Below are 14,198 nucleotides of genomic sequence, written 5' to 3' on the forward strand. Positions count from 1 at the left end.
GTGGAGTGGCCGGAGGCTCGTTCTCCCCAGCGGAGCTGTGTTGCTGAGTTAGGCTAAGCATCGTGAGCCGGACGACGCTGGACACCGCCGCGCTCGCGCACGACCTCCGCCTGGCGGTCATGCGCTTCTCGCGCCGGCTGCGCAACCAGCGCGTCGACACGTCGGTCACGCTCACCCACCTCGCCGCGCTGTCCACGCTCAAGCGGCACGGTCCGATGAGCCCGGGTGAGCTGGCCGGCCACGAGCGGGTCCAGCCGCCCTCGATGACGCGGGTCGTCGTCGCGCTCGAGGGGATGGGGCTGGTCACCCGCACGCCGCACCCGACCGACGGGCGGCAGGTGGTCATCGAGCTGACGGCCGCGGCCGAGGAGATGCTCTCGGTCGAGGCCCGGGCGCGGGAGGCCTGGCTGGCGGGGCGGCTGCAGGAGCTCACCGCCGAGGAGCGCACGGTGCTCCGCGAGGCGGCCGAGATCATCGACAAGCTGGCCAGTGGGTGACCTGGACGAGCACTGACCAGTCGATTCCCGAGCCCGGCAACGGGATGTTCCGCGCCCTGCGGGTGCGGAACTTCCGCCGCTACGCCTCGGCGAACCTCTTCAGCCTGACCGGCACCTGGATCCAGCGGATCGGCCAGGACTGGCTGGTGCTCCAGCTCTCCGACGACAGCGGCGTGGCCCTCGGGCTGATCACCGCGCTGCAGTTCGGCCCGTCGCTGCTGCTCAGCATGTACGGCGGCGTCCTGGCCGACCGCTACTCCAAGCGCCGCATGCTGCTGGCCACCCAGGCGTGCATGGGGCTGCTGTCGCTGGTCCTCGGTCTGCTGGTCGTCGCCGACGTGGTCGCCCTCTGGCACGTCTTCGTGCTGGCGGGGGCGCTGGGGGCCGTCTCGGCCATCGACGCGCCGGTGCGCCAGGCCTTCGTGTCGGAGATGGTCGGGCCGGCGCTGCTCACCAACGCCGTCAGCCTCAACTCCACGATCTTCAACGGGGCCCGGCTGATCGGGCCCGCGGTGGCCGGCCTGCTCATCGGTGCGGCGTCGGGCAACACCGCTCCGGCGTTCCTCCTCAACGCGGCCAGCTTCGCCTTCACCATCACCGCGCTGGCCGGGATGCGGACCGACGAGCTGCAACCCAGCCCGCCGGTGGCGCGGGGCCGCGGTCAGCTGCGCGAGGGGCTGGCCTACACCTGGGCGCACCCGGACCTCGTCCTGGCCATGACGCTCGCCTTCGTGCTGGGCACCTTCGGCTTCAACTACCAGGTGACCATCGCGCTGATGGCCCGCGAGACCTTCGACCTGGGCGCCCAGGCCTTCGGGCTGCTCTCCACCTGCTTCGCCGTGGGCTCGCTGTCGGGTGCGCTGCTGTCCACCCGGCGCAGCGTGCGGCCGCGGCAACGGTTCCTGGTCGGCTCGGCGGTGCTCTTCGGCCTGCTCACCGTCGTCTCCGGGCTCATGCCCACGTACGTGGCCTTCGCCCTCATGCTGGTGCCCACCGGTGCGGCCGGGCTCATGTTCAGCGTGGCCGCCAACAGCTTCGTGCAGCTGGGCGTGGACCCGCAGATGCGCGGCCGGGTCATGGCCCTGTACTTCATGTGCTTCATGGGCGGCACCCCGGTCGGTGCCCCGCTGGTCGGCTGGATCTCCGAGCACCTCGGGGCGCCGTGGGGGCTGATCCTCGGCGGCGCCATCTGCGTCGTCGCCGGCCTGGCCGCGGCCGCCTGGCTGGCGCGGCGCCGGACCGTGCGGCTGGAGCTGGGGCGCACGCCGCTGCGCCTCCGCCTGCGGGTGGGAGCGCAGCGGGCCGCCGTCCCGTCGCCGCGGCTGCGGGCCGAGGAGGAGAAGATGGCCGAGCAGGCGCCGGGCCAGCAGTCGCTCTGAGGCGGCTGCCCCCGCCCGGGCGTACCGTCGGCACCACCGGTTCCCATCGGGCGCAGGGGGCGGACATGTCCACCGCACTGATCCAGCTCGTCGCGATCCTCGCCGGCTTCGCCGCGGTTGTCGTCCTCTTCGGTCCGCTGACCCGGTGGCTGGAGCGCCGGTCGGCCCGTCGGCACGCGGCGCGGAACCCCGCCCCCTCCGGCCGTCCGCTGGAGCGCGTGGCCGCCGACCTGCGCCGGCTCGGGCGGCAGGTGGACCTGGTCCCGGCCGGTGCGCCCATGGCCCGGCGCCGGGGACTGCTCGCCGCCTACGACGACGTCCTGCTGGAGGCCGCGGGCATGCTCGGCGTGCCGTCGTCGCTGGCCGGCTGCCCCGAAGGGCGTGCTCGTGAGGTCGAGCGGCTGCGCCTGGTCGCCGAGCTGCGGCGGGCCGGACTGCGGGTGCCCGTCTGAACCCCGCCTCCGCCCGGCGGCTGTTCTTCGCCGTCGACCCGCCCGTGCCCGCCCGGGACGACCTCGACCGAGCCCTCGCCCCGCTCCGGGACGCCCCCGGTGCGCCCCGGTGGGGGACGCCGGAGCGGTGGCACCTGACGCTGCTGTTCCTCGGCCGGGTGCCCGAGGCGCAGGAGCCCGCGCTGGTGACCGCCGCGGCGCCGGCGGTGGCCGGGACCCCGCCCATGACGCTCCGGCTGGCCGGCGGTGGGCGGTTCGGCTCGGCGCGGCGGCCCCAGGTGGCCTGGGTGGGACTCGACGGCGACGTCGCCCCGCTGGTGGGGCTGGCCGGCCGGCTCGCGGGCGTCGCGCGGCAACTGGGCCTGCCGGTGGAGGACCGCCCGTTCCGCCCGCACCTCACGCTGGGCCGCTGGCGGCCCGGCCGGCCCGCCGACGGCGCGCTGACCGACCGGCTGGCGGGCTACCGCGGCCCGGAGTGGCCGGTGCGCGAGGTGCGGCTGTGGGAGAGCCGGCTGGGGCGGACCCCCGCCTACGAGGTCGTCGCCTCCTGGACGGTCACCACGCGTACTCCATGGGCGCGGGCCGATAGCCCGGGAAGATCTCGTCCAGCCGGGCCAGGGACGCGTCGTCCAGCTCGACCGTGAGCGCGGTCAGCGCGCCCTCGAGCTGCTCCATCGTGCGCGGCCCGACGATCGGCGCGGTCACGGCAGGCTGGTGCAGCAGCCAGGCCAGACCGACGTCGGCCGGCGCGGAGCCGAGGTCGTCGCACAGCGCCTCGTACTGCTCGAGAGCGGGGCGGTGCGCCTCGATCCGCTTCTGCTGCCGGTCCTCGGTGCGGCGGGTGCCCTCCGGCTTCTGCAGCGCCCCGGCCAGCAGGCCGCCGGCCAGCGGGCTCCACGGCAGGATGCCCACTCCGTGGTGCAGCGCGGCCGGCAGCACCTCCAGCTCCACGTGCCGGGTGAGCAGGTTGTAGTGCGACTGCTCGCTGACCAGTCCGGTGGAGTTGCGGCGGGCCGCGATCGCGTTGGCCTCGACGATCTGCCAGGCGGCGTGGTTGGAGGAACCGACGTAGAGCACCTTGCCCTGGGCGACGAGCGTCTCGCAGGCCTGCCAGATCTCGTCCCACGGCGTGCGGAGGTCGACGTGGTGGAACTGGTAGAGGTCGATCCAGTCGGTGCCCATCCGGCGCAGCGAGCCCTCGCAGGCGCGCACGATGTTGCGGGCGCTGAGGAACGTGTCGTTGGGCCAGTCCGACATGCCGCCGTAGACCTTGGTGGCCAGGACCGTCTTCTCGCGGCGCTCCCCGCCCTGGGCGAACCAGCTGCCGAGCACCTCCTCGGTGCGGCCCTTGCCGGCGTCGAAGCCGTAGACGTTGGCCGTGTCGAAGAAGTTGATGCCCTCGTCCAGCGCGCGGTCCATGATCGCGTGGGAGTCGGCCTCGGCCGTCTTCCAGCCGAAGTTCATGGTTCCCAGGCACAGCCTGGAGACCTGCAGGCCGCTGCGACCCAGGTGCGTGTACTCCATGGGAACCACCCTGGCACCCTGTTCGCCGTGTCGCAGACCGATGGACCTCCGCCCGCGCCCACCTCGGCGTTCGACACCGCGACCGACGTCCGCCGGTCCGAGGGCGGCGGGCTCGTCGCCGAGCTCGATCCGGGGTGGGACATCGGCGGCGGCATCCTCAACGGCGGGTACCTGCTGGCGGTCGTCGGCCGGGCCGCGGTCCTGGAGAGCCCGCACGCGCACCCGGTCGCGCTGTCGGCCAGCTACCTGCGCGCGCCCGCCGCCGGTCCGGCGACGCTGACCGTCCTCCCGGGTCCGGCCGGCCGCACGCTGGCCCACTCGCTCGTCACGCTGTCCGACGACGGCGGCCCCGCCCTCACGGTCCAGGCCACGACGGCGACGCTCACCTCCACGACGTCGGAGTACTCCCACCCGATGCCCGACGTCCCGCCCGTCGAGGAGTGCTTCTCCGTCGCCGAGCACCGCGACCTCGCGCCCCCCGGCGTGCAGGTGCCGGGGCTGTCGCTGCGCGTGGACACCCGTCTCGACATCGCCACCGCGGGATGGGCGTTCGGGCAGCCCTCGGGCGAGCCCGTCCTGCGGGCGTGGATGCGGTTCACCGACGGCCGCGAGCCCGACCCGCTCGCGCTCCTGACCTTCGGCGACGCCCTCCCGCCCACCAGCTTCGCGATGGGCAACCTGGGCTGGGCGCCGACGGTCCAGCTGCAGGTGCTCGTCCGTGCCCTGCCGGCACCCGGCTGGTGCCTGGTCGAGGCCCGTTCCAGCGAGATCTCCGGCGGCTGGGTCGACGAGGACTACCGGATCTGGGACTCCACCGGCCGGCTGGTCGCGCAGAGCCGTCAGCTCGCGCGCTCGCCCTGATGACCGACCGCGGCACAGCACCGGCGTGGTGGCCGAGCATGCGGTGGTGCGCCCGCCGGCCGGAGCCGTTCCCGTCGCGGAAGGCTGACCAGGGCCCTCCCCGATGATCAGGGGACCTGATCGTTCCGGGTCCCCCTCGCGGTCGACCACGAGGGAGGACCCGGAACGGTGAGGGAGGACGGGTCAGGGCTTCGGTAGGTCGACGTCGCCGGTCAGGTACCGCTGGACGGTGGGGCCGACCGCCGCCACGATCGACTCCGGTGACGCCGACGCCAGCGGCTCCACCCGGAGCACGTACCGGGCCATGACCAGCCCGATCAGCTGGGAGGCGGCCAGCGAGCCCCGGGCCTCGCGCTCGGCGGCCGGCAACCCCAGGGTGCCGACCACCCGCCGCAGGATCTGGGAGACGAGGAACTCCCGCAGCAGCCGGGCGGTCCACTCGTTGGTCACCGCGGAGCGGACCAGCGCCAGCGCCGCCGGCCGCATCGGGCCGTCCCACACCCGCAGCAGCAGCCGGACGACGTTCTCGCCCAGGTTCTCCGTGCCGCCGGCCAGTACCTCGGGCAGCAGCTCCGCGGGGTTCGCCGGCGCCTCGATCGCGGCCAGGAAGAGCTTGTCCTTGTTGCCGAAGTAGTGGTGGACGAGCGCGGGGTCGACGCCGGCGGCGGTGGCGATCTGGCGGATGGTGGCGCCGTCGAACCCGCGCTCGGCGAACGCGGCGCGGGCGGCGGCCAGGACGGCGTTCCGGGTGTCGGGGCTGCCCGGGCGTCGTCCGGTCCGTCGGCGGGGTTGCGCGGTGCTCAGTCGGTCCTCCTCCGCAGGGTGCCCGCCGCCAGGGCGAGGGCGAGCAGGGCGGCGCCGGCGACGACGCCGACGTCGGTCCACATCGTGCCCGTCGCCTCCGCCGAGCGCCCGAGCTCGCCGAGGGCCTCGACCGCGTAGGTCAGCGGGAGCGCGTCGCTGATCGCCTGCAGCCACCCGGCCATCTGCTCGCGGGGCAGGAGCAGTCCGCAGAGGAAGAACTGCGGCAGCACGATCACCGGCATGAACTGCACGGCCTGGAACTCGCTGCGGGCGAAGGCGCTGGCCAGCAGGCCGAGGGCGACACCCAGCACCGCGTCGACGACGGCGATCAGCACGACCAGCCGCACCGGCCCGGCGACGTCCAGGTCGTAGAGCGTGGTGGCCACCGTGACGGTCACGACCGCCTGCAGCGCCGCCGCGAGCCCGAAGGCGAGGCCGTAGCCGAGCAGCAGGTCCAGCCGCGACAGCGGAGTGGTGAGCAGCCGCTCCAGCGTCCCGGAGGTGCGTTCCCGCAGCATCGCGATGCTGGTGACCAGGAACATCACGACGAAGGGGAAGACGCCGAGCATCGTCAGCCCGACCCGGTCGAAGGTGCCCGGCTGCCCCGGTGCGGTGGGCAGGTCGCGCCACAGCAGGTGCAGCACCCCGAGCAGCAGGCTGGGCAGGATCAGCATCATCGCGATCGTGCGGTGGTCGTGCCGCAGCTGGCGCAGCACGCGGCCGGTGGTCGCCAGCGCGAGGCGTGCGCTGAGGTGCTGGGTGGTGCTCATGCCGTCACTCCTTCGCGGGCGCGGACGACGTTCAGGAACGCCTCCTCCAGGTCGTGCGAGCGGCCGTCGGTGCGCAGCTGGGCCGGGGTGGTGTCGGCGAGCAGGGCGCCGTCGCGCAGGAGGAGGAGCCGGTCGCACCGGGCGGCCTCGTCCATGACGTGGCTGGAGACGACGAGGGTCGCGCCGGCGCGCGCCAGTGCGTGGAACCGGTCCCACAGCTCGACCCGCAGCACCGGGTCCAGACCGACCGTCGGCTCGTCGAGCACCAGGAGCTCGGGAGCGCCGACGAGGGCGCAGGCGAGGGAGGCGCGGCCGCGCTGGCCGCCGGAGAGGTCGGCGACCAACTGCCCGGCGGCATCCCGCAGGCCGACGTCGGCGACGGCGGCGTCGGCCTCCGCGACTCCGCGCCCGTACAGCGCGGCGAAGTAGCGGACGTTCTCCCGCACCGTCAGGTCGGCGTAGACGCTGGGCGCCTGGGTGACGTAGCCGACCCTGGACCGCAGGGTGGGGGAGCCGGCCGGGTGACCCAGCACGTCGACGGTTCCGGAGCGGACGCGCTGGACCCCGACGATCGCGCGCATCAGCGTGCTCTTCCCGCTGCCGCTGGGCCCGAGCAGGCCGGTCACCTCCCCGGCCGGGACGGAGAACGTGAGACCGGGGAGGACGCGGCGCCTCCCGCGGTCGACGACGAGATCGGTGACGGTGATGGCGTCCATGACGCGCTCCCAGGAGAACTCAACGGCTGATAAACTCAACGCTAGGTGAGTTCTTCGTCCGACGTCAAGGGAGCCCGTCGCCGTCGCCCGTTGCTGTCCGGGCGGCGTGGGTCCACGCGGACCCCCGCCGTCAGGACAGCGTGGCGGCGAGGGCCCGGCCGAGCGCGGCGCCCGAGGCCCACGCGCTCTCCACCTTCGAGGGTGCGTGCCACCCGTCACCGCACAGGCCGATCCCGTCGACGAGCGCGAACGGCTCGTCGCGGGGAGCCGCCGGCTTCGCGGACGACCAGCGGTGCACGTGGGTCCAGTCGGGATCGGCGTGCATCCCGAGCACCGACCGGACGGCGCCCACCACCTCTGGCACGGCGGCGTCCGGATGGGCGAGGTGCCGCGCGGCCAGGTCGGGCGTCGTGTGGGCCACGAGGACGGGCGCGCCGTCGCCCCGGCGGTCCCCGTCGTCGGCGATCCACTCCAGCACCGGTGAGTCGTTCACGAAGACGCCGTGCAGGTCGGCCGGCCAGCGGCGCGAGGACCACCCGAGCACGACGGCGAGGGTCGGTCGCCATTCCTCCGCCGCGGCCTCCCGGGCGAGGGCGCTCGCCGGGTCCAGCAGGCGCCCGGCCTGGGAGCCGGGCATGGCGAGTGCCACGGCCGGCACGCGGGCGCCGTCGACGACCGGCCCCGGCGTCACCTGCCGCACGGTGTGCTGGGAGGAGACGGTCAGCCCGGTCGCGAGGTCCTCGACGAGGCTGCGGAGACCGGCGGGTGCTCCGTAGCGCAGCGGGCCCGTGGTCCTCCGCCGGAGGCCGTCCGGCCCCGCGACCGCGAACGTGTCCGTCCAGGGCCGGGCCAGGCCACGGGTCACCCAGTCGCCGACCACGCCGGCGAAGGGGGAGTCCGCGCCGGCGGTCAGGTACGAGGCGCCCAGGTCGACCGGGCGGCCGTGGATCGTGCGCGACGACATCCGCCCGCCGGGCCGGCGGCCCCGGTCCAGCACGCGGACGGTGACACCGGCCCCGGCCAGGGCGCGTGCGCACGAGAGCCCGGCGATGCCGGCCCCGACGACGGTCACGGGTGCATCCAGCGTCTGATCGGCCACGGCTCGATCCTGCGGGCTCCGGCCGCCCGGTGCCCACCCGGCAGAATCGCGACGTGTCCGCACCCGTCCTGATCACCGACCCGGCCGATCCCCGCGTGGCCGACTTCCGCGACCTCAAGGCGGGCGACCGGCCGGCGGGCACCCCGCGTGGCACCGGGCCGGTGATCGTGGAGGGCGTGCCGGCGGTCGAGCGCCTCCTGGCCTCGCCGTACCGCGTCCGCGCCGTCTTCGGCGTGCCGGGCCGGGTGGCGGCGCTGGAGCTGCCCGCGGACGTGCCCGCCTACGAGGCGGACAAGTGGGTGCTGTCGGAGGTGATCGGGTTCCGGCTCACCCGGGGTGTCGTCGCCTCGGCCGACCGCCGCCCCCCGGCCGAGCTGGACGCCCTGCTGGCCGGACCGGATCCCGCGGCACCGCGACGGCTGGCCGTCCTGGAGGCGCTGAACGACGCGGAGAACCTGGGCTCGATCGCGCGGTCCGCGGTTGCGCTCGGGGTGGACGGGGTGCTGCTGGACCCGCGGTGCGCCGATCCGCTCTACCGGCGCTCGGTGCGCGTCTCGATGGGGCACGTGCTGTCGCTGCCGTTCGCGGTGCTGCCCGAGTGGCCCGGCGGTCTCACCCGGCTGCACGAGGCCGGCTACCTCACGGTCGCGCTGACCCCGGCTGCGGACGCGGTGGACCTCGACGACGTCGATCCGCGGGCCCATCCGCGCACCGCGGTGCTCCTCGGCGCCGAGGGGCCGGGGCTCACCGTCGAAGCGCAGCAGGCCGCCCGCGTGCGCGCCCGCATCCCGATGCGCGCCGGCGTCGACTCGCTGGGGGTGGCGGCCGCCGCGGCGGTCGCCTTCGCCACCCTCCGCTGACGGCCCCCTGTGAGGAGGCCTCCGACTAGCCGCGCAGGGAGAAGCGGGCGAGGATCGTCCGGGCCTCCTCGGCGTGGGCCGGGTTGCACATCACGTCGTAGCGGCTGGCGGTGATCTGGCTGGTGCTGGTGAAGTCCCGCTTGCCCTGCGTCGCCGCGTACCCCATCCCGCCGAAGGCGGCACCGAACGCCAGGCCGATGAGCAGGCCGGTCAGCACCGAGCCCACCCAGTTGGCGCCGTCCTCGGCGAAGATGCCCAGCAGCAGGCCGACGAACAGACCCCACCAGGCGCCGCCGGCTGCACCGGCCGCCACGGCGCGGCCCAGGCTCATCCGGCCGGTCACCTTCTCGATCATCCGCAGGTCGGTGCCGATGATCGTCACGTTCTCCACGGCGAACTTCTCGTCGGAGAGGTGGTCGACGGCGGCCTGCGCCCGCTCGTAGCTGTCGTAGGAACCCACCTGGACGCCGCCCAGAGGCATCGACACGGAAGCACTCATGCCCGGTCAACTACCCGGCCGGGCGGGCTGTTCCACTCAGACCAGGCTGTCGGCCCATGCACGGTGCAGCCCGGCGAACCGGCCGGCGCCGCCGACCAGGTCCGCCGGCGTGCCGTCCTCGACGATCCGCCCGTCCTCCATGACCAGAACGCGGTCGGCGAACTCCACCGTGCTGAGCCGGTGGGCGATGATCAGGGCCGTCCGGTCGGCCAGGAGGGTCCGCAGGCCACGCTGCACCAGCCGTTCGCTCGGCACGTCCAGCGAGCTGGTCGCCTCGTCGAGGATGAGCACGGCCGGATCGGCCAGGAACGCCCGGGCGAAGCTCACCAGCTGCCGCTGACCGGCCGAGAGCCGCCCACCCCGCCGGTGGACGTCGGTGTCGTAGCCGTCGGGCAGCGCGGCGATGAACTCGTGCGCCCCGATGGCGCGGGCGGCGGCCTCCACCTCGACGCGGGTTGCCCCGGGGCGGCCGAACGCGATGTTGTCGGCGATCGTGCCGGAGAACAGGAAGCTCTCCTGGGTCACCATCACCACCGCGCGGCGCAGGTCGGTGTCGGTCAGGCGGTCCAGGGGCACCCCGTCGAGGCGCACCTCACCGGCCGTCGGGTCGTAGAACCGGGCCACCAGCCGGGCCAGGGTCGACTTGCCCGCGCCGGTGGCCCCGACCAGCGCCACCGTCTGCCCGGCCGGCACGGTCAGCCGCAGCTCCGGGAGCACGACCCGGTCGGTGTAGCCGAAACGGACCCCGTCGAGCACGAGCTCCCCGGCCGGCTCGCCCAGCGACACCGGGTCGCTCGGCTCCGGCACGGTGGGCCGCTCCTCCAGCACCCCGGACAGCTTCTCCAGCGCCGCCGTCGCCGACTGGTAGGAGTTGTAGAACATGGCGACGTCCTGCAGCGGGTCGAAGAAACGGCGCAGGTAGAGCAGGAACGCCACGAGGGTGCCGATGGCCAGCCCACCGTCGATGACCCGCGCCGCCCCGATGCCGAGCACCGCAACGCTCACCAGGTTCCCGATCAGGGTCACCGCCGGGATGAAGACGGCGATCAGCCAGAAGGCCCGGTGGTGGGCACGCCGGTTGTCCTCGTCGAGGGCGGCGTACAGGGCGTCGTTGCGCGGCTCGCGGCGGAAGGCCTGCACCGCCCTGATGCCGCCGAACGTCTCGGTGAACTGGACGATGAGCGCGGCGATGGTCTCCCGGGTGCGCCGGTAGGCCGCGGTGGAGTTGCGCTGGAACCAGCGGGCCACGAAGAACAGCGCCGGGAACCCGAGGAGCGCGACCAGCCCCAGTGGCAGGTCGAGCACCAGCAGCACGACGCCGATGGTGACGACGCTGAACAGCGCGGTGACCAGGCTGTCCAGCCCCTCGTCGAGCAGCTCGGCGAGCGCCTCGACGTCGCTGGTCAGCCGGCTGATGGTCTTGCCGGAGGTGTAGCGCTCGTGGAACGACAGCGGCAGCCGCTGCACGTGCCGGAACACCTGCCGGCGCAGGGCCAGCAGCACCGCCTGCCCCATCCGCCCGGAGCGGGTGAGGAACACGTAGCGCAGGCCGGTGTCCACCAGCGCCGCTCCGACCATCGCCCCGGCGATCCAGATCAGCGGCCACGGATCGGACCGCTCGACCAGCGCCGGGACGGCGACGTCGATGCCGATGCCGACGAGCAGCGGGCCGGCCAGCCAGGCGGCGTTCTGGACCAGGATGGTCAGCAGCAGACCCCACAGCGTGCGCCGGTGCGGGCGCAGCAGCTCGCGCAGCAGCCGCCGGGAGCGGGCGCGCAGGAAGACGCCGGCGCCGGCCGACAGCTCCTCGGTGTCCTCCGTGGCGACGCCGCGCCACTGCTGCTCGGCCGGCGGGGGAGCGGCGGTGGTCATCGGGCCACCTCCGTCAGCTCGCTGCCCTGCGCCAGCAGGTCGCGGTAGGCGGGCACCGTGGCCAGCAGCTCGCTGTGGGTGCCGACGGCGGCGATCCGGCCGCCGGCCAGCAGCGCCACCCGGTCGGCCAGCAGCACCGTCGAGGCGCGGTGCGCGACGACCAGCGCCGTGGTGCCGGCGAGCACCTCCCGCAGCGCCCGCTCCACCAGCGCCTCGGTGTGCACGTCGAGCGCGGAGAGGGGGTCGTCGAGCACGAGCACCGAGGGGCGCCCCAGCACCGCGCGGGCCAGGGCCAGCCGCTGCCGCTGACCGCCGGACAGCGAGAGCCCCTGCTCGCCGATCCGGGTGTCCAGGCCCCACGGCAGGTCGTGCACGAACTGCGCCTGCGCCACCCGCAGCGCCTCGGCGACGGCGTCGTCCCCGGCGTCCGGCCGGCCCAGGGTGAGGTTCTCCCGGACGCTCATCGAGAACAGCGTCGCGTCCTCGAAGGCGGTGGCCACCACGCTGCGCAGCTGGGCGAGCGGGAGGTCGCGGACGTCGGAGCCGTCGACGGTGATCCGGCCCCCGGAGGCGTCGTGCAGGCGGGGGACCAGCGCGGTCAGCGTGGTCTTGCCGGACCCGGTCGCCCCGACGAGCGCGACGGTCTCACCGGGCCGGAGGTCGAGGTCCACGCCGTCGAGCACCGGCTCGGCCGAGCCCGGGTAGGTGAACCGGACACCCTCGAAGCGCAGCCGGGCCGGGGTGCCGACGACGGCGGGCCGCACACCCGGGCGGTCGGCGACGGTCACCGGGGCGTCCAGCAGCTCGCCGACGCGGTCGCAGGCGCTGGCCGTCTCCTGGGCGAAGGCGAACAGGAAGCCCAGCGACAGGATCGGCCAGAGCAGCACGGTGAACAGCGCGACGAAGGCGACCAGCCCGCCGATGGTGAGCGCGCCGCTGCTGACCGCCATCGCGCCGCCCACCAGGATCATCGCCAGCGTGATCTGGGGGTGCAGCTCGAACAGGCACCACAGCAGGGCGAGGGTGCGCACCTTGTCCAGCTCCAGCCGGCGCAGCTGCGTCGCCTTCGCGTCGTAGCGGTCGAAGACCAGGCCGCTGCGGCCCAGCGACTTCACCACGCGGATGCCCTGGACGGCCTCCTCGACGTCGGTGGTCAGCTCCCCCTGCTGGTCCTGCACGCGCCGGGACTCGGTGTTGTAGCGGCGCTCCCACCGCATGCCCAGCACGGTCAGCGGCACGGTGGTGGCCGCCACGGCCAGCCCCAGCGGCCAGTAGGTGACCAGGAGCAGGGCCAGGACGACGACGCACGTGATCAGGTTGACCACCAGGAACACCGCGGCGAAGCCGACGAAGCGGCGGATGGTGGACATGTCCGTCGTCGCCCGTGAGAGCAGCTGGCCGGACGCCCAGCGGTCGTGGAAGCCGACCGGCAGCCGCTGCAGGCGCTGGTACAGCGCGTCGCGCAGGTCGCGCTCGAGCTGCAGGCAGCTGCGGTTCATGGCCACGCGCCGGACGAAGAACAGCGCGGCCTCGGCCACCCCGAACAGCAGGGCCAGGCCGAGGAGGGGGACCAGGGCCGACCGGTCGCCCTCGGCGATCGGGCCGTCCACCACGGCGGCGGTGACCAGCGGTAGGGCGAGCTGGGCCAGCGTGGCCAGCAGGGCGGCGCCGAAGGTGAGCGCGATGAGCCCGCGGTAGGGCCGGGCGAAGGGCCACAGGCGGGCGAGCGCGGACAGCTTCCCCGCGCCGTCGGGACCGGGGGAGTGCGCGGCGTCGTCCATGGCACCGCACACGCTAGAGGCAGGTACTGACGCTGGCGAAGGAGTTTCGCTCAGCGGTTGCGGCGAACCCCGAACACGATGTCCTCCCACGCGGGGATGCGGGCGCGCGGGTCCTCGTCGTCGCCGTCGCCGCCGTTGTGGCCGAGGACGACGGTGTCGTGCTCGGCCACCTCGTCGAGCAGGGCCGCCATCGCGTCGTCGTCCGGCGTGCCGTCGGGGGCGTGCACGTCACGGACGTGCTCGTCGGCCGGCTGGGCCAGGGCGTGCGGCACCGGGGCCGGCTCGGGGACGGGCTCGGGGTCGGGGACCACCTGCACCGGCCGGCCACGCGGGGCGGGCGCCACCTCGGGGACGACCCGCACCAGGCGGGTGCCCTCGGCGAAGTCGGTCGTCGCCGCGTCCGAGGGGGTGACGGTGCGCGAGGGCAGGTCGAAGCGCCACCGGGTGGTGCCGGACTTCTCGCCGGCCCGCCACGCGCCGGTGACGGCCCAGGAGCCGTCGTCGCCGCGGAAGGCGTCCCAGCGGACGGCGTCGATGTCGGTGTCGATCAGCCGGAGGCGCTCGATCATGAACTGCTGCAGCGCCACGCCGGGCGCGCTCTCCGACAGCCGCACCCGGGCCTCGCGGGCCTGGTCGGCCACCCGCTCCCGCTCCTGCAGGACCGGGTGGGCGAACCGCATGATCCGCTCGACCCGCGTCCCGGAGGACGCGGCCACCTGCTCGGGCGTCTCGCCGGCCCGGATGCGGGACTGGATCACCCGCGGCGGCAGCTCGGTGCCCATGTCGACGTCGATCTGGATCAGCCGCCGGGCATCGCCGCGGGCGGCCGCGCGGACGCGGTCGTCGACGGGCAGCTCGAACTTCTCGCCGTCGGCGCCGTCCGGGCCGTCGGCCATCAGGATCAGGTTCTTCCCGTCCTCGGAGAGCGCCACGAGGCGCAGCGTGCGCATGGGGCGGCCTCCTGCAGGCATCGGGGGCGGGCAGATCGCCGGGCCCGGCCCCCGAGGCTATCCGGGGACGGCGGGCACCGCGCGCAGGCCGCCCGGCGTGGCGCGGTGCGGAGGCGTGGCGCAGGTCCCTCCCG

15 protein-coding genes are annotated in these 14,198 nt (G+C 74.7%); 6 read left to right on the forward strand and 9 right to left on the reverse strand.

The genetic code is table 11. From position 1 onward, the window contains the following. The first annotated feature begins 62 nt into the window (after window positions 1–62). The 4 genes from C5507_RS00920 to thpR all read left to right on the forward strand — a co-directional run bounded on the left by C5507_RS00920 (window position 63) and on the right by thpR (window position 2,972). Window positions 63–497 carry a MarR family winged helix-turn-helix transcriptional regulator gene (locus C5507_RS00920; RefSeq protein ID WP_104526645.1) on the forward strand — a complete coding sequence of 145 codons (435 nt, stop codon included), beginning with the start codon at window positions 63–65 and terminating at the stop codon, window positions 495–497. Continuing rightward, entirely contained in the window at window positions 494–1,876 is a 1,383-nt protein-coding gene (locus tag C5507_RS00925; RefSeq protein WP_242611322.1) for an MFS transporter, read from the forward strand. The genes C5507_RS00920 and C5507_RS00925 overlap by 4 nt, the downstream gene beginning before the upstream one ends. Window positions 1,877–1,941: 65 nt before the next feature. Then, complete coding sequence (locus C5507_RS00930) at window positions 1,942–2,328, forward strand: hypothetical protein (protein WP_104526647.1); 387 nt, start codon at window positions 1,942–1,944, stop codon at window positions 2,326–2,328. Window positions 2,329–2,348: 20 nt separating this feature from the next. After that, window positions 2,349–2,972, forward strand: a complete 624-nt coding sequence (gene thpR, locus C5507_RS00935) for an RNA 2',3'-cyclic phosphodiesterase (protein ID WP_278044354.1) — start codon at window positions 2,349–2,351, stop codon at window positions 2,970–2,972. Here thpR and C5507_RS00940 read toward each other — a convergent pair. Continuing rightward, entirely contained in the window at window positions 2,884–3,852 is a 969-nt protein-coding gene (locus C5507_RS00940) for an aldo/keto reductase (RefSeq protein WP_104526649.1), read from the reverse strand. The two genes, thpR and C5507_RS00940, sit on opposite strands and share 89 nt — an antisense overlap. A 27-nt stretch (window positions 3,853–3,879) precedes the next feature. Between C5507_RS00940 and C5507_RS00945 the strand changes: the two genes are divergently transcribed. After that, a complete protein-coding gene (locus C5507_RS00945; RefSeq protein WP_104526650.1) occupies window positions 3,880–4,713 on the forward strand; it encodes a thioesterase family protein in 834 nt (277 codons plus the stop codon). Window positions 4,714–4,896: 183 nt separating this feature from the next. On the opposite strand, the gene C5507_RS00950 is transcribed toward C5507_RS00945, so the two are convergent. From C5507_RS00950 to C5507_RS00965, 4 genes are all read right to left on the reverse strand, one after another. Beyond that, complete coding sequence (locus tag C5507_RS00950; protein WP_207225905.1) at window positions 4,897–5,598, reverse strand: TetR/AcrR family transcriptional regulator; 702 nt, start codon at window positions 5,596–5,598, stop codon at window positions 4,897–4,899. Continuing rightward, window positions 5,514–6,287, reverse strand: a complete 774-nt coding sequence (locus C5507_RS00955; protein WP_104526651.1) for an ABC transporter permease — start codon at window positions 6,285–6,287, stop codon at window positions 5,514–5,516. The genes C5507_RS00950 and C5507_RS00955 overlap by 85 nt, the downstream gene beginning before the upstream one ends. Beyond that, a complete protein-coding gene (locus C5507_RS00960) occupies window positions 6,284–7,003 on the reverse strand; it encodes an ABC transporter ATP-binding protein (RefSeq protein WP_104526652.1) in 720 nt (239 codons plus the stop codon). The genes C5507_RS00955 and C5507_RS00960 overlap by 4 nt, the downstream gene beginning before the upstream one ends. Window positions 7,004–7,133: 130 nt before the next feature. Beyond that, the gene (locus tag C5507_RS00965; RefSeq protein ID WP_242611325.1) at window positions 7,134–8,102 is read right to left on the reverse strand and encodes an NAD(P)/FAD-dependent oxidoreductase; all 969 of its coding nucleotides are present in this window, start codon (window positions 8,100–8,102) and stop codon (window positions 7,134–7,136) included. Between the two features lie 53 nt (window positions 8,103–8,155). Between C5507_RS00965 and C5507_RS00970 the strand changes: the two genes are divergently transcribed. Then, window positions 8,156–8,962: a TrmH family RNA methyltransferase gene (locus C5507_RS00970; RefSeq protein ID WP_104526735.1), complete on the forward strand. Its 807-nt coding sequence runs from the start codon at window positions 8,156–8,158 to the stop codon at window positions 8,960–8,962. Between the two features lie 25 nt (window positions 8,963–8,987). Here the strand turns inward: C5507_RS00970 and C5507_RS00975 are convergent, their stop codons facing one another. The 4 genes from C5507_RS00975 to sepH are packed head-to-tail and all read right to left on the reverse strand — an operon-like array spanning window position 8,988 to window position 14,064. Further along, window positions 8,988–9,461, reverse strand: coding sequence for a YflT domain-containing protein (locus C5507_RS00975; protein ID WP_104526653.1), 474 nt, complete (start codon window positions 9,459–9,461; stop codon window positions 8,988–8,990). Window positions 9,462–9,497: 36 nt separating this feature from the next. After that, window positions 9,498–11,333: an ABC transporter ATP-binding protein gene (locus C5507_RS00980; protein ID WP_104526654.1), complete on the reverse strand. Its 1,836-nt coding sequence runs from the start codon at window positions 11,331–11,333 to the stop codon at window positions 9,498–9,500. After that, window positions 11,330–13,114 carry an ABC transporter ATP-binding protein gene (locus C5507_RS00985; protein ID WP_104526655.1) on the reverse strand — a complete coding sequence of 595 codons (1,785 nt, stop codon included), beginning with the start codon at window positions 13,112–13,114 and terminating at the stop codon, window positions 11,330–11,332. Before C5507_RS00985 ends, C5507_RS00980 begins: the two co-directional genes overlap by 4 nt. 50 nt (window positions 13,115–13,164) lie before the next feature. Continuing rightward, on the reverse strand, window positions 13,165–14,064 hold the full coding sequence (gene sepH / locus C5507_RS00990) for a septation protein SepH (protein WP_104526656.1): 900 nt from the start codon (window positions 14,062–14,064) through the stop codon (window positions 13,165–13,167). Window positions 14,065–14,198: the final 134 nt, after the last annotated feature.

Source organism: Blastococcus saxobsidens, assembly GCF_002938435.1.
Classification (GTDB): domain Bacteria; phylum Actinomycetota; class Actinomycetes; order Mycobacteriales; family Geodermatophilaceae; genus Blastococcus; species Blastococcus saxobsidens.